16 protein-coding genes and 1 tRNA gene are annotated in these 14,832 nt (G+C 64.5%); 7 read left to right on the plus strand and 10 right to left on the minus strand.

Annotation, left to right across the window (positions count from 1 at the left end):
* Positions 1-9: 9 nt before the first annotated feature.
* On the plus strand, positions 10-663 hold the full coding sequence (locus tag FG93_RS19280; protein ID WP_043237181.1) for a TetR/AcrR family transcriptional regulator: 654 nt from the start codon (positions 10-12) through the stop codon (positions 661-663).
* 102 nt (positions 664-765) lie between these two features.
* Here FG93_RS19280 and glyA read toward each other — a convergent pair whose 3' ends face one another.
* Complete coding sequence (gene glyA / locus FG93_RS19285; protein WP_043237182.1) at positions 766-2,088, minus strand: serine hydroxymethyltransferase; 1,323 nt, start codon at positions 2,086-2,088, stop codon at positions 766-768.
* A 133-nt stretch (positions 2,089-2,221) separates the two neighbouring features.
* Here glyA and FG93_RS19290 point away from each other — a divergent pair, with 133 nt between their 5' ends.
* Positions 2,222-3,118: a LysR family transcriptional regulator gene (locus FG93_RS19290; RefSeq protein WP_210165832.1), complete on the plus strand. Its 897-nt coding sequence runs from the start codon at positions 2,222-2,224 to the stop codon at positions 3,116-3,118.
* On the opposite strand, the gene cysE is transcribed toward FG93_RS19290, so the two are convergent.
* Together cysE and FG93_RS19300 are read right to left on the minus strand one after the other, a co-directional pair.
* On the minus strand, positions 3,109-3,957 hold the full coding sequence (cysE, locus tag FG93_RS19295) for a serine O-acetyltransferase (RefSeq protein WP_043237186.1): 849 nt from the start codon (positions 3,955-3,957) through the stop codon (positions 3,109-3,111). The two genes, FG93_RS19290 and cysE, sit on opposite strands and share 10 nt — an antisense overlap.
* A 187-nt stretch (positions 3,958-4,144) precedes the next feature.
* Positions 4,145-4,912 (minus strand): alpha/beta fold hydrolase, encoded by a 768-nt coding sequence (locus FG93_RS19300; protein ID WP_043237187.1) that lies wholly within the window; start codon positions 4,910-4,912, stop codon positions 4,145-4,147.
* A gap of 94 nt (positions 4,913-5,006) precedes the next feature.
* Here FG93_RS19300 and FG93_RS19305 point away from each other — a divergent pair, with 94 nt between their 5' ends.
* The 4 genes from FG93_RS19305 to FG93_RS19320 all read left to right on the plus strand — a co-directional run bounded on the left by FG93_RS19305 (position 5,007) and on the right by FG93_RS19320 (position 7,951).
* Complete coding sequence (locus FG93_RS19305) at positions 5,007-5,972, plus strand: heparan-alpha-glucosaminide N-acetyltransferase (protein WP_161783846.1); 966 nt, start codon at positions 5,007-5,009, stop codon at positions 5,970-5,972.
* A 73-nt stretch (positions 5,973-6,045) separates the two neighbouring features.
* A complete protein-coding gene (locus FG93_RS19310; RefSeq protein WP_043237189.1) occupies positions 6,046-6,297 on the plus strand; it encodes a zinc-finger domain-containing protein in 252 nt (83 codons plus the stop codon).
* 85 nt (positions 6,298-6,382) lie between these two features.
* Positions 6,383-7,570 (plus strand): FAD-dependent monooxygenase, encoded by a 1,188-nt coding sequence (locus FG93_RS19315; RefSeq protein ID WP_043237307.1) that lies wholly within the window; start codon positions 6,383-6,385, stop codon positions 7,568-7,570.
* Positions 7,571-7,633: 63 nt separating this feature from the next.
* Entirely contained in the window at positions 7,634-7,951 is a 318-nt protein-coding gene (locus tag FG93_RS19320) for a hypothetical protein (RefSeq protein WP_043237190.1), read from the plus strand.
* Positions 7,952-8,050: 99 nt separating this feature from the next.
* Here FG93_RS19320 and FG93_RS33165 read toward each other — a convergent pair whose 3' ends face one another.
* Together FG93_RS33165 and FG93_RS19330 are read right to left on the minus strand one after the other, a co-directional pair.
* A complete protein-coding gene (locus FG93_RS33165) occupies positions 8,051-8,308 on the minus strand; it encodes a hypothetical protein (RefSeq protein ID WP_043237191.1) in 258 nt (85 codons plus the stop codon).
* Complete coding sequence (locus FG93_RS19330) at positions 8,305-9,567, minus strand: hemolysin family protein (RefSeq protein ID WP_043237308.1); 1,263 nt, start codon at positions 9,565-9,567, stop codon at positions 8,305-8,307. The genes FG93_RS33165 and FG93_RS19330 overlap by 4 nt, the downstream gene beginning before the upstream one ends.
* A 240-nt stretch (positions 9,568-9,807) precedes the next feature.
* Here FG93_RS19330 and FG93_RS19335 point away from each other — a divergent pair, with 240 nt between their 5' ends.
* Positions 9,808-10,419 (plus strand): DUF938 domain-containing protein, encoded by a 612-nt coding sequence (locus FG93_RS19335; RefSeq protein WP_043237192.1) that lies wholly within the window; start codon positions 9,808-9,810, stop codon positions 10,417-10,419.
* A gap of 26 nt (positions 10,420-10,445) precedes the next feature.
* On the opposite strand, the gene FG93_RS19340 is transcribed toward FG93_RS19335, so the two are convergent.
* The 5 genes from FG93_RS19340 to FG93_RS32955 all read right to left on the minus strand — a co-directional run bounded on the left by FG93_RS19340 (position 10,446) and on the right by FG93_RS32955 (position 14,703).
* A tRNA-Leu gene (locus FG93_RS19340) sits at positions 10,446-10,531 on the minus strand.
* Between the two features lie 43 nt (positions 10,532-10,574).
* Complete coding sequence (locus FG93_RS19345; protein WP_043237194.1) at positions 10,575-11,231, minus strand: DUF1190 domain-containing protein; 657 nt, start codon at positions 11,229-11,231, stop codon at positions 10,575-10,577.
* 36 nt (positions 11,232-11,267) lie between these two features.
* Positions 11,268-12,848: an AMP-binding protein gene (locus FG93_RS19350; RefSeq protein WP_052513939.1), complete on the minus strand. Its 1,581-nt coding sequence runs from the start codon at positions 12,846-12,848 to the stop codon at positions 11,268-11,270.
* A gap of 277 nt (positions 12,849-13,125) precedes the next feature.
* Positions 13,126-14,328, minus strand: a complete 1,203-nt coding sequence (locus FG93_RS32505) for a hypothetical protein (RefSeq protein WP_210165833.1) — start codon at positions 14,326-14,328, stop codon at positions 13,126-13,128.
* A 219-nt stretch (positions 14,329-14,547) separates the two neighbouring features.
* Positions 14,548-14,703, minus strand: coding sequence for a hypothetical protein (locus FG93_RS32955; protein WP_161783847.1), 156 nt, complete (start codon positions 14,701-14,703; stop codon positions 14,548-14,550).
* Between the last annotated feature and the right edge of the window lie 129 nt (positions 14,704-14,832).

Consider the following 14,832-nt stretch of genomic DNA (forward strand, 5'->3'; position numbering starts at 1 on the left):
CGGTCGGGCATGACCAAGCTCCCGCATTCCGAGAACGCCGAACGCCCTAGGCGCTACCACCACGGCAATCTGGTCGAAGCCCTGATCGCCGCGACAGTAGAAATAATCGAAGAACGCGGCGTCGAGCAGGTGTCCGTCCGCGAAGCCGCAAAGCGCGCCGGGGTATCGCCAGGAGCGCCGTTTCGGCATTTCCGTTCGAAAGCCGCGCTCTTGACTGCCGTTGCCGAGCAGGCAATGAGCCGGTTGACGGACGCCGTCGCCGAGTCTCAGTCAAACGCCGGCAGTGGGGAGCCGTTGGCCGCTTTTGAGGCCATCGGACAAGGCTACCTTCGGTGGGCGATCGCTAACCCCACCCATTTCGAGATCATCAGTTCCCGGACCCTGATCGACTTCGACGCTTCCGCGAGTCTGCGCAGCCAGAACGAAGCGATCCGGCAGGTGATGATCGATCTGCTGACCAGGGCCCGCGAACGAGGTCAGCTCGCCGAGGGGCTGGACTTCGACCATCTGGTGCTGGCGGCCCGCGCGCTCGTCTATGGCCTCGCTCGCATGGCGATCGACGGACATTTTCCGGAATGGCACCCCACCGAGCCGCCGTCGCAGGCCATGAGGCTTGCCCTTCGCCTGTTCATTGGCCGAGTAACAGCGCGGTCATCATCGTAATCCGGGGCTTCTCTCCCCGTATTTGAGTGCCTTCAAGAGCGCGGAGAAGGCTCTTGAAGGGACCTGCGTCTGTTTCATTCAACCTGGCGGACCACCGCCACATCAGCGCATGAAGTGCAGCTTCGTGAAACGGCTGCGCAAGGCCGTGACATCCTGTGCGACAGCCTCAGCGGGTCGAGCACCGCTCAGACCTTCAGCGATGTAGCCGGCGAGCTCAGGCATGTCGGCGGGCGTCATGCCAAAGCGCACGATCTCGGGCGTCCCGAGCCGCAGGCCATTGACGTCGCCTGCGACGGGCGCGATCGGCAGGCCGATACCGCAGCTCAGGATATTGACCTCGCGAAGCCGTTTCGCTGCCGCCTGCCCGCCACCGCAAGGGGCGGCCTCGATGGCGAACTGATGCGATGTCGTGATGCCGCGATCGCGAGCAAAGACCGGCACCTGCCGCTCGACAAGGGCATCGGCCAGCACCTTCGCGGTCTGCGCCATCATATCTGCGTAGGCGCGGCCATGGGCCTTCCAGTCGAGCAGCGTGATGGCGAGAGACGCGGATTTTGCCGCGTCGAAATTGGCGGTCAAGCCGGGATAGGCGATGGCATCGAGTTTTCTGGCGAGGTCGGCGTCATTGGTGACGATCAGGCCCGAAGGCGGGCCACCCAGGCTCTTATAGGTGCTCATCGTCATCAGATGTGCCCCCTCCTGCAGCGGTTGCTGCCAGGCGTGGCCGGCAATCATGCCGGACATATGCGCGGCATCGAACAGCACAATCGCCCCGACCTCGTCCGCGATGGCACGGATTTCACGGATCGGGTGCGCGAACAGGTTGAGGCTGCCGCCGATGCTGATCAGCTTCGGGCGGAGTCGCAGTGCGTCCTCACGCAGTCTGCCGAGATCGACGGTGTAGTTCAGTGGATCGACCGGTGCGGGATGGGTGATGATGCCGTAAAGCCCGGCCGCACCGGCACCATGATGAGTGACATGGCCGCCGATATCGCCGGGCGGCGCGATGATGCAGTCCCCCGCTTTCGCCACTGCCATGAAGGCATAGAGATTGGCGATGGCACCCGATGGCACTCGGATTTCCGCATATCGGGCGCCAAAGACCTGTGCTGCAAGCTCTGCAGCGATGATCTCGATCTTCTCGATCGCCTCGAGCCCCATCTCGTATTTGTCGCCGGGGTAGCCGAGCGAGGGCCGCGCTCCCAGGCCGGCCGATAACGCCGCCTCCGCCTTCGGGTTCATGATATTGGTTGCAGGGTTGAGATTGACGCAGTCGCGCTCATGGATCGCACGATTCTCCGTCGTCAATGCGTGGATCGCCCGTTCGGTCGCATCGAGATCCTGCAAGGCGACGGTCTCGGCGACCGTGAGCACGTAATCCTCGCTTGCCGCTGGCACCCAGTCGCGCCTGCCCAACGCCGCCATGTCCGTTTCTCCATCCGGTCGAACCGCAACGCGCGGAACGCCGTGATTGGAGCCGTTTGCCGCGACTGGCGCAAACGAGTTATCGTCGCCGCGAGACGGAGAAAATCTAAGGCTCCGACAGGTTGCCATGCCCGTGACGCCGCCACGCCCGCGCTTGCCCCCGCTCAACGCGCTGCGCGCCTTCGAGGCTGCGGCGCGCTGCGAGAGTTTTGCCAAGGCAGCAGACGAACTCGGAGTGACGGCTGGTGCGGTGACGCAGCAGATTCGGCAGTTGGAGGCCGCGCTCGGGGTCGAACTGTTCCGGCGGTTGCCACAAGGCGTCGCCCTGACACCGGCTGCCCGGGCGGCGCTGCCGCGCCTCAGCCGCGGCTTCGATCTGCTGGCATCGTCGATGCAGGAACTGGGCGGCGGGCATGAGAGCCGAACGCTCATCATCGCCGCCCTGCCCTGCATCGCCCAGCTATGGCTCTCACCGCGTCTTGCCGGGCTTCAACAAGCGTTCCCCGGATTGCAGGTCTCGGTCTCGGCCATGGAGCAGCCACCGAACGCAAGGCACGAGCTTTGCGACATCGCCATCTTCTATCTTGCGGAAGGCGAGGTCGCCCCACCGGCGCTCGCGCTCGACCCTGATGCGATCACACCGGTCTGCTCTCCCGCCGTCGCATCCCGGCTCCGAACCGTTGCCGGCCTGGCCCATGAGACCCTGCTGCACGACGCGGTCTGGCGCAACGACTGGGCGCGCTGGCTGGCTTCCATCGATGCCCGCGAGATCGTCGACCCGGCGCGCGGCCCGTCATTCTCGCTCTACAGCGTCGCGCTCGATGCTGCGCTGTCAGGCGCGGGCGTGCTGATGGGCCGGCTCAGCCTGCTCCAGCCCCATCTTGCCGATGGCCGGCTGGTTGCACCGCTCGCACCTGCGTTGGCGACACCGGACCGGATGACCCTGCTGCTGCCGGCGCAAGGCCATCCACGCCGCAAGGAGGTAGCGGATTGGCTGCAGACGTCCGGGCGGGATGGTGCTCAGATGTGAGCGCCGCAGTCCCCGGCGAGAATCTGATCCATGGAGCGCGACGGCTCGGCGCAACCGGCTTCGCCGACCACCTTCGCCGGCACACCGGCGACGGTGGTGTTGCGCGGAACCGCAGTGAGTACGACTGAACCGGCTGCGACACGGGCGCATTTGCCGACTTCGATATTGCCGAGGATCTTGGCGCCGGCGCCGATCAGGACACCCTTGCGGATCTTCGGATGGCGGTCGCCGCACTCCTTGCCGGTGCCGCCCAGCGTCACATCCTGCAGCATCGAGACATCGTCCTCGATCACAGTCGTCTCGCCGACCACGAGGCCCGTCGCATGGTCCAGGAAAATGCCCTTGCCGATGCGCGCTGCAGGATTGATGTCGGTCTGGAATACTTCGGAGGAACGGCTCTGCAGATAAAGCGCGAAGTCGCGCCGCCCTTGCTTGAGGAGCCAATGCGCCAGCCGATGGCCCTGCAGGGCGTGGAAGCCCTTGAAGAAGAGCACGGGCTCGATCAGCCGGTTGCAGGCCGGGTCACGGTCGAGCACCGCCAGGACATCCGCACGCATGCCCTGGGCGATCTCGGGGTCCGCAGCGATGGCCTCGGCAAAGGCCTGCTCGATCAAATCCGCCCCAAGCGCGGGATGCGCGAGCCGCGCCGCCACGCGATGGCTGATCACCGCCTCGAAACTCGGCTGGTTGAGAATCGAGGCCAGAATCAGGTTGCCCAGCGCCGGCTCGATGCTGAGCGCTTGTTCGGCCTCGCGCCGCAGCCGGGTCCAAACCGGATCGACCCTGTCGAGCCCGGTGACCGGATGGCGCGATTCTACGACGGAGCGCCCTGACGGCATGATCGTTCTCCGGAATACGGTGTGTTTCAGAACCGCACTCTAGCACGGCGGCATGCTGCAATGCCAAACAAGAACGCTGGCATGTCCTGCCCTGACCGCAGGGAGACTGGGGATCAACTCTGGAACACCACCCCGCAAACCATTGCATCCGCAGTTGTTTCATCGGGGGGGGGCGTAAAGCGTCGGCTTAGAGCCACCTCAGGAAATCGAGCACCGCCTGCTTGTGGGTCTTGTCCCCGACTGCGAGGTTGTGATCGCGCCCCTCGATCCCGAAAGCCTCCGCATTCGGGATGAGCGCTGCGAGTTCCTGCCCGGAGCCCGCGACATCGTCCTTCGTTCCGACGCTGATCAGGGTCGGCATCACGATACGTCCGACCTCGTCTGGCGTGAGCGTCTGGCGCGATCCACGAATGCAGGCTGCGAGCGCCTTGAGATCGCTTTTGTTGGCGTCCGCAAAGGCGCGGAACATCCGCTGCATCGAATCGCTCAGCACATCGAGGGAGGGCGCCTCCATCGCGTCGGCAATGCCGAGCGGCAGGCCGACGCCCTCGACGAGATGGATGCCGAGTCCGCCGAGCAGCAGCGAGCGCAAGCGCTGCGGATGGGCAAGCGCGAGATGGGCCGAGATGCGCGCGCCCATCGAATAACCCATCACGTCGGCCCGCGCGATCTCGAGGTGATCCATCAGACGGCGCACATCCTCCGCCATGATGTGCGAGGAATAGGCTTCCGGCTCATGAGGTTTATCGCTCTGGCCATGGCCGCGATTGTCGAGCGCAACGACCCGGTAACCCACATGGGTCAATGTCTTCGTCCACTGCGTATTGACCCAGTTGACCATATGGCTGGAGGCAAAGCCATGGACGAGAATGATGCTCTCGCCGCGCGGCGCGTCATTGGTCGGGGCGAGGTCGATGAAAGCAAGATTGATGCCGTCCGAGGAGAATTTCTGCATGGCACGTCGCGGAAGCTGCGGGGGTCTGCTTCACCTGCCATGCAGGAGCGACTTTGTGTAGCTGTGTTTCCGCCGCTTGCCTATGAAGACTGATATGAGCCACGCCGAGACGGCCCCGACATCGCCGCTTCCACGCCGCCGGATCGACCTTGTCGATCTTGCCCGCGGCCTCGCTCTGCTGGCGATGTTCGTCTACCACTTCGCCTATGATCTTTCCCATTTCGATCTGATTGCAACCGATGTCCCCGCTCATCCCGGCTGGAGCGCCTTCGCGCGCCTGATCGCCGGTTCCTTCCTGACCATCGTCGGCTTCAACCTGGTGCTGGCGACGCGCGAGGGCCTGAACCGCCCCGCCTATTTCCGCCGGCTGGCCATGGTCGCGGGCGCTGCGGCGCTGGTCACGATCGCGACCTGGTTCGCCATGCCGGGGAGCTTCATCTACTTCGGCATCCTCCACCATATCGCGCTCGCCAGCGTGCTCGCCCTGCCCTTCCTGCGGCTGCCGGCCTTTGTGCTGCTCCTGTTCAGCGCCCTGTTTTTCGCGCTGCCGCTGTTTCCTCCGCCGCAAGTGCTCGACCAGCCTTGGCTGCTCTGGCTCGGCTTCGCTCATATCTCCAGGTCAACCGCCGATTTCGTGCCGATCGTGCCCTGGTTCGGCTGTGTGCTGGCAGGCATGTTTCTCGGAAAGATAGCGCTGGCCAAGCAGGGAAGTTGGAGCAACTGGCAGGCGCGCTCGTTTCCGGCTCGCGTCATCGCCTGGGGCGGGCGGAACAGCTTGAGCGTCTACCTGCTGCACCAGCCGATCTTCATTGGAGTGTTGTTCATCGTCATGCGGCTGGCCGTCGGCCCCGAGCAGGAAGCCCGCCCGTTTCTGATCTCCTGCCTGCGCAGCTGTGTCAGCGCCGAAACCTCTCTGCAAGTGTGCGAGAAGGCGTGCAACTGCGCGATCGATGGCCTCAAGCGCGAGGGACTCTGGCGGAAGGTTCTGTCGAACACGCTCACCCGTGACGAAAGCGCGCGCACCGGATCCATTGCAGGCGCTTGCTTCCGGGCGCCCTGAGGCGCTTGCGCACACTGGCGCAGGCCGGCGTGACGGGTTAGAGGTGGGGCAAATCAACGCAAGAGCATGATCCATGGCCGATACGGGCATCCCGCATTTCCATAACCAGCCCGGCGTTGCCGTCATCCATGTCGGCGCGAAGGAGTTCATGTGCATCGGGGCCAAGCCACCCTTCGATCACCCGCATGTCTTCCTCGACATGGGCTCGGACGGCGAGATCATCTGCCCCTATTGCTCGACCTTGTTCAAATACGCCCCCTCGCTCTCGGCAGGCGCCTGCACACCGCCGGAATGCGCCCATCACGAGGCAGTCAAGGCAGCGTGACGGGCGCCGGCGTTCAAGACGCCCACCGCTTCCCATCGCGACCGGTCGTGCCGGTCGCCGGCGCATCCGATTGCCGAAGACAGCCGTGTCCGCTCCCCATATCCTGATCGCCGGCTCCGGCATCGGCGGGCTTTCAGCCGCCATTGCACTGGCGCGGCGCGGCTTCTCGGTGACGGTCGCGGAAAAGCGCACCGGCTTCGGCGAGACCGGTGCAGGCATCCAGCTTTCGCCGAATGCCGGGCATGTCCTCGAGGCTCTCGATCTCGGCCTGGCCGTCAAGCGCGCCTCCGTGATCGCCGAACGCCTCGTTGTCCGGCGCTGGCAGGATGGTTCTCCGCTGGCTGAAATGCCGATGACCACGGTCGGCACCGGAACGCCCTTCCGCACCATACGCCGAACCGACCTGCATACCCTGCTGCTCGATGCCGCCCGCTCCCTGCCCGGCATCCGGCTTATGGTCGGCCGCGGCCTGCGCGACATCTCCCAGAACGCGGACGGCATCACCGCGACGCTCGCGACCGAATCCGGCCAGATCGAAACCATTTCGGCACTGGCGCTGGTCGGCGCCGACGGGCTCTGGTCGCGCAGCCGCGAACTCATCGGCGACACAGCTCCGCCCGTCTTCACCGGCTATGAAGCCTGGCGGACCCTGGTACCGAACGCCGGCGGCCGCGCCACGCCCGGCGTCGTGACCCTGCATCTCGGCCCCGGCCGCCATGCCGTGCATTACCCTGTCTCCGGCGGTCGCGAGACGAATCTCGTCGTCATTCGCGAAGCGAAGGAGGCGCGCGAAGGCTGGTCCCGCGACGGAGAGGCCGGGCAACTTGCCACTCATCTCACCAAGGCCGAGCCCGAACTGCACAAGCTTGCAGCGGCGGCGCCGCACTGGCTGGTCTGGTCGCTCTTCGACCGGCCGCCGGCAGCGATGGCGCAGGGGCGGATCGCCTTGCTCGGCGATGCCGCCCATCCGGTCCTGCCATTCATGGCGCAAGGCGCCGCGCTGGCGATAGAGGACGCCGGCATCCTCACGCAGCAACTGACGGTTCATCTCCAGCAGGGCGGTGCCGCAGCCCTGCCGGCAGCGCTCGCGGCCTATGCCACGGCCCGGCAGGAGCGCGCCAGGCGCGTCCAGGCCACGAGCCGCAGCAACGGCCGGGCCTATCACCTGGAATGGCCCTGGAGCATCGCGCGCAACTTCGCACTGCGCCGCCTTGGGCCAGAGGGCATGCGCCAGCGTCTCGACTGGCTCTACGATTGGCGATTGCAAGCGTAGGGCATCTCGCGTTCGCCGCATTCACTTCCTATCTCTGATGTGGACCCATCGGATGGAGACCACATGATCCGCGTCAATCTCTACGAGCAGCTCGCCGGCCAGAGGACTCGCATGCCGCGCTGGGCGTCCTGGCTGACCATGGCAGCAAGCCTCGTTCTTGGCGTGACGCTGTTCCTGCTCGCCGCAAGCCTCGCCCTGATCCTCATCCCCGTCGTGCTCGCTGCCGGCGCGATCGCAGCCTGGCGCCTGAAGAGCAAGCTCAAGGCGGCTGGATTCGATCAGCGCGATCCCTTCGCGCAGGCCCGTGCCGGCACCGCGCGCGTCGAGGTCATCGATGCCGAATACCGCATCATCGAGCCCGGCGAGCCGCCGCGGCGCTGACAAGATCGCCGTTGCGTCCTAGGACCCAATTGGCGATCTATCTCTTTGCGTAGCATCGGATTTCTCCGGAAAATGGATTCCACTTTTCGGTCCGATGCTTCAGGCGCTCAGGCAGGCAAACGCGACAGCAGGAGGCCGGCCGCAGCGCAGGCGTCGGGTCATCCCGACCGCGAAGCGCAGCATCGCAATCATCGCGGCCCCGCAAGCAGGGCTGAACGCCAGTCGATTGAAGCCAGCACCGGCGGGTGCGAGACCGAGCAACTCGACGCGCCGGATTTCGCGGAACAGGACAGGCAGTCCGAACCAGAGCGCGAGATTTGCGATCACGCCGACCACGGCCGCCGTGATAGCGCTCAATCCAGCCGGCTCACCAGCACCTTGTCGATGCGGCGCCCATCGAGATCGACCACCTCGAAGCGCCAATGCCCCTTCTCGAAGAACTCTCCGACATTGGGCAGATGGTTGAGTTCGGCCAGGATGAAGCCGGCAACCGTCTGGAAATCGGCATCGCGCGGAATGTGAATGCCGAGTTCGTGTGAGAACTCGTCCACCTGCATCCAGCCCGCAACGAGATAGGAGCCGTCCGCGCGCGTGACGATCGGCGACTCGTCCTCATCCTCCTCCTGGAAGACACCAGTGATCGCTTCCAGCACGTCTCCCGGCGTGATGATGCCTTCGAAATGGCCGTACTCATCGAAGACCAGCGCCATGTGGACGCGCGAGGACTTGATTTCCCGCAGCACGAGCAGGGCATTGGCGGTGTCCATCACCACCGGCGCTTCCTGTACCAGCGCGCGCAGATCCTCAGCGCTGCCGCCGGACAGGAAATCGACCATATCCTTGACCACGATAACGCCGACGATCGCGTCCGATTCTCCATCCTGAACCGGGAGCCGGGAGCGTTTGGAGGCACGAACCTGCGCGCGGATCTCCTCGGCTGTATCGGAGAGATCGATGACCTCGACCTCGCGACGCGGCGTCATCAGCGCACGGGCCGAACGATCGGCAAGGCGCATGACTCCCGAGATCATCTCGCGTTCGTCGCGTTCCAGCACGCCGGCTGTCTCGGCCTCGGCAATGATGGTGCGAACCTCTTCCTCGGTCACCCGTTCTTCCGACTCGCCCTTCTGGCCGAGCAGCGCCAGCACGGCCTTGCCGGAGATATCGAGCAGGAAGATCAGCGGCGCACCGATGCGCGACAGGAACGACATCATCGGCGCGACGCGCGCCGCTACCCGCTCGGGATCGCGCAAGGCGATCTGCTTCGGCACAAGTTCGCCAATGATCAGCGAGAGATAGGTAATGGCAACGACGACCGTCCCGACGCCAAGACCATCGGCGACGCGGTTGGAGAATCCTTGCTCCATCAACCATTCCGACAGACGTGCACCCAGCGTCGCGCCGGAGAAGGCACCGGACAGGACGCCGACCAGCGTGATGCCGATCTGCACCGTCGAAAGGAAACGGCCGGGATGCTCGGCGAGGCGTATCGCCGTCGCTGCACCCTTGCTGCCTTGATCGCTGAGAACCTTGAGCCGCGCCGGACGGGAGGAGACCACTGCGAGTTCGGACATGGCGAGAAGACCGTTAATGACGGTCAACGCGACGACAATCAGGATCTCGGTTAACAAAACCCGCCCGCAGCATGCAGGGCCGCGCTCAAAATCGGCCTGCTTTCGCGCTCCTTATAGCGCATCGCGGCGACTTGGCGATGGGTAAGCTTGAAGTTTGTGATTGCGAAGTTTTGACAGGCGCGAAGAAGCTTCGTGCCTTAACTGTAGGCGGGACGGGGGGAGGTGATCTTTCTACCCGGCCTTCGATGACAGCGTCGATACTTCCGGAGCGAGCCGCGACCCATGACTGATCCACGCCTCTTCGCCCCCGCGACACTGCGCAATCGTGAGCCAATCCTCGACATCCTGCGCAAGATCCTTCCCGCCACCGGTTTGGTCCTGGAGATCGCAAGCGGCTCGGGCGAGCATGTCAGCTATTTCGCCGCCGCCCTCCCGGCCCTGACTTTCCAGCCCTCCGACCCTGATCAGGACGCGCTCATCAGCACCGCAGCCTGGAGCGGGCAGAGCGGGCTCGCCAATATTCGCCCGCCTGTGCAGCTCGATGCCGCCGCAGCCGAATGGCCGGTCCACTCCGCCGATGCCATCATCTGCATCAACATGATCCACATCTCGCCCTGGGCCGCGACGCAGGGGCTGATGACGCAGGCCGGCAGGCTGCTGCCGGACGGCGCACCGCTCTATCTCTACGGCCCCTACCGCCGCCCTGGGCGCGCCCTCGAGCCGAGCAATCTCGCCTTCGATGAAAGCCTGCGGGCCCGCAACCCGGAATGGGGCCTGCGCAAACTCGACGATGTCGCCGCCTTGGCGGCAGAGGCTGGCCTCAGTGGGCCGGAGGTAATCGAGATGCCCGCGAACAATCTGAGCGTGATCTTTCGCCGCCGGCCGCGCGGTTGATCCGCGCAATCGCTGCAAAATCGACTTGGTGCGGACGGCGGGACTCGAACCCGCAAGCCTTTAGGGCGCAAGATTTTAAGTCTCGTGCGTCTACCAGTTTCGCCACGTCCGCCTGGAGGCAGCCCTAGCGGCAGCAGACGCCGGGCGCAAGCGCCTCAATGCCGGCGGGCCGGCTTGTACCACTCGACGCCATCGGGATCGACATAGAGCCCCGGCGCGACATCAGAGCCGATGCGCTTCTGTTCCATCGGCACACGTACGGTGTCGTCCCGGTCACCGCGCTTCACATAGGGGCCGCTCTCTTGCGGGTCGTGGCCGCGCCCGCCTCTTCCAATGGAGCTGGCCAGGCCGATGACGCCGCGTCGCCCGCCAATCTTGTCCTGGAGCGTCGTTATCGGACGGCCGGTGAAGGCGATCCTCGTCGCGCCCTCGACCACCGGTACGGCACGGCTCGCCGCCCCCTCACCCGTGACGCGGACACCGGTAAAGCGTGGCACATAGGTCGCGCCACCCCGGCCAAAGGAGTCCCAGCCGCCCGTCGTGGTCACCTGCGCGCCGCAGCGTTTGTGGCTGCGCTCGCACAGGGCGCGTGAGGCATAGCGCGGCGCCTTCTCCTCGAATTCGGCCCGGGCATTGCGATAGGCGAAATCGCATTGCGCCGCGGTGAGCCGTCCCGCCTCGATGCATTCGTCGCGCCGCTCGTAGATCTGGTTCGGCGCCTGCGCCGCGAGATCGGCTGGATTCGCAAAGGAAAGAGCCGGCAGGAGCGCTGCGACGCGCCATGTTGCGGCAAGGGAAGAGGCGGCCGTCATAATCATGAATCGGGCATTAACCGTAGAATTGTGGCGTCACAGCAGCGCCCGCATCGTCGCCGCAAGCTCGCGCGCCGCACCATAGTCGATCTTGCCATTGCCCAGCACCGGAATCGAGCGTGCGACCAGAATGGCGCGCGGTGTCCACAGTTCAGGAAAGCCCTGCAGCTTCACTGCTTCCTGCAGCGCGTTCTTGTCGGCATCAGGCTTCTCGGTGACGAGCACGAGTTGCTCGCCCTTGCGGGCATCAGGCAGCGCGACAACGACATGGTTGAAGCCCGGCCAGAGGCCCGCCACCATTGATTCCACCGCGGCGAGCGAGACCATCTCGCCACCGAGCTTGGCGAATCGCTTGGCCCTGCCCCGGATGCTGACGAATCCGTCCTCGATCACCACTATATCACCGGTATCGTGCCAGCCGCCTTCGGGCGGCGCGACGCGCCCAGGCTCGTCCGCACTGAGATAGCCCAGCATCACGTTGGGGCCGCTGACATTTAGCCGCCCGCCTTCATGGATGCCCTCGACCGGATCGAGCCGTGCCTCGATGCCGGGCAGGAATTTTCCGACGCTACCCTCGCGGGTCGCGACCGGAGTGTTGCAGGCGAGCACCGGCGAGCATTCGGTACAGCCGTAGCCCTCGAGGATCGTGGTGCCGTAGGGCTGCCACATCGCGCGTGTCTCCGGCTTCACCCGCTCGGCTCCGGCCACGACATAGCGCACGCTCTTCAGATCGTCGGGATCGGCGGCGCGCGCATATCCCTGCAGGAACGTATCGGTCGAGAACAGGAAGGTGCAGCCCATCTCGCCGATCAGCTTCGGGACCTGCTTGTAGTGGAGCGGGCTCGGATAGAGCACAACCTTCATGCCGTGCAGCAGCGGCATCAGCAGCCCCGCGGTCAGGCCGAAGGAATGGAAGGCGGGCAGCGCGTTCATGACGATGTCGCGCTCGGAGAGAAAGCCCGCTGCAAGTGCAAATATCTGGCGGGTGTTCGAGACCAGGTTGGCATGGCTCAGCACCACGCCCTTTGGCTTGCCCTCGGTGCCGGAGGTGAACAGCACCACCGCCGGATCATCCGGCTGCCTCTCATAAGCCCGCAGGGCAAGTGCCGGTGCGAGGCTCTGGATGGCGGCCAACATCTTGTCGAAGCTGGTCAACTCCCGGCGGACATCCTCGAGATAGACGACCCGCCTGCCCTCGCCGAGCGCCGCAATCTCATCGTCGAGCTTGGCCTGGTTGACGAAGCGGCGCGAGGTGACGATCGTCTTCAAGCCGGCCAGTTCGGCTGCCGCCCGCAGGTTCTTCACCCCTGCCGTGAAGTTCAGCAGCGCCGGCACGCGGCCATAGGCTGAAAGCCCGAACAGCGTCACCGCCATGCCCTGGACATTGGGCAGCATCAGCCCGACACGCTCTCCCCGCTCCGTGCCCGCAGCAAGCTTTCGTCCGAGAACAAGCGCACCCAGCACGACCCGGCCGAAGGTCACCGGCTGGCGCTCCGGATCCTCGAGCGCGACGCGGCCCTTGCCATGCCGCGCAATGGCCTGAAGCAGCGCCCGGAACAGCGTGGTGCGCGCATCCTTGGCGTCGAAATCCGACGCGGTCAATTCGGTGGCGGCCATATCTGGCTCTGCTCCCGGCTGGCGTTTCCTCTGGAGGTTCACCGTAGCCGGATAGCGCCTGGTTTCAACGCGAATGCGACGGAGCAGCCTCTGTCTCCGCTCGAGCGGCAGTCGCATCCAGCCCGATCTGGCGCAACCGCATCGGCGCCCGTTTGAGACGCAATTCCCCGTCGAACGCAGAAGGGCGGTTGGCTGGTCATTCGCGACCAGGCAACCGCCCATCGATTTGCAGGTCCGGCCTGCGTACCGACCAGGCGCGCAGGCCGTCATTGTGGCGTCAGATTGCGGGTTGCAACCGGGGCTGCAGACCGCCGCGGCGCCGGATCGTATCAACCATGCCATGGGTCGCCGCGATGGCGATGAGCAGGATGAGCGCATAGGCCACGAGCAGCCGCGGAGCCGGCACGATGAAGTTGAAATGCGGCATGGCGCCCAGAATCAGAGGCACATACCAGGATGTCGCCGAGACCGTCCCGAACGTCATCATCATCGCAATCTGCTTGCGAGTCAGACCGGCGAAGAGCGACCGCCCGACCTGCTTTTCCATCAGCGGCAGCACGGTATGGTGGATGAAGTAGCCGTTGATCGTGAGGACGCCGACGATCGCGATCTTGGCCCAGACCTTCTCGTTCCAAAGCTTTACCGGATCAAACACCGCGTAATGCGTCAGGTACAGAATTCCGGAAATCCAGAGCACCGCAAGACCAGCCGATACGATACCGGTCATGAATTTGACCATCGCAACCTGGTCGGCCTTGATCTTTCCGGAGATGAGGAACTTGACGATCACGAGATCGAGGACCGTCGCGGCGCCCAGCCCCAGAATGATGCCGAGCAGATGCATCACCTTGATAGCTGACTTCAACAACTCTCCAGGTTTGGCGATCAGAAGGCTGAAGGTGATCGGCCGCAGCGCCGAACTCACGAACTTGGCGGCCGGAGCCGTCACCGTGTCCACGGACGCCGTCACACTATCTACGGAAATGCCCGAACCAGCATTGGCCGGTGCCGCAGCAGGACGATCGACGGTTTGGCGAAGGCCGCCATCGCGCCAGGGCGTGGCATCTCCAGGAACATCATAGGGCGCCCAATCACGGGATGACTGGGATGTGGCTGCCGGAGGCGACGAGACGGCTCCGGAGCGAGACCGGGTTTCGGCCGGTGTCTGCGTAAAGGTGAATGTGACAACCAGGCAGGCGGCCAGGAGGAGCAGCGCACCAGCGCCGATGCTGCGAGCCTTAAGATGAAGGAATGAAATCATTCCGCCCCTTTCTTTTTTCTTATGATGATCGGCAATACAATTCGCCGCAAACCAACATTTGCGGCGAGTGCCAATCGACCATAGAGAGAAGGATCTCGGACTTATGACCAAGAGGAAGACATGGATATCGATGATAGGCTTAAGCGCAGGCACAGAGTTGGCGATCTGAGCTTGCCGAACCCTGCCGGGCAACCGCTCACTAGCCTCGATTTGCGGCAAAAATGTGCGCCGCAACAAATGTTATATCACTTTTTAGTCAGTGCAAGGCCGTGGGAATGATGATCGCGCGCCCAGGAAGCGGCGAAGCCACAAGGCTTTAAGTGGTTCTCCTCACCTGCATCGCCGGCACGGCCGCGCGGCGCAATCGACCAAGCGCCTACCGGACCGGCGCTGCCAACGCCCCGTCAGAGCGAGCATCAGACCCAAAATCCATCCGGCTCAGATTGCTTCCGCAAGGGTGAGCGCGAAGGCCGCCGAAATCGTCATGACCGGAGGCAGCCAATTCCTCGGCCGCTCCTCGCCAATGGTGAAGAAATTGAGCGGAAAGAGGTGCCGGTGCGCTGCCGTCACCGAAGCCTCGCGCGGCGCTTCCATGAAACATTCTTCATCGAACCATGCTCAGTCGTCGTCCCAGGTCCAGCAACTGTGTTTGCGATAGGCGTCCGCTACAGCCTTTCCTCGTCGGCCTGAGTTATCGGGCGTGGGCGCAAGATTGCCAGGACA

This window comes from Allobosea sp. LC85 (genome assembly GCF_000735605.1).
GTDB lineage: Bacteria > Pseudomonadota > Alphaproteobacteria > Rhizobiales > Beijerinckiaceae > Allobosea.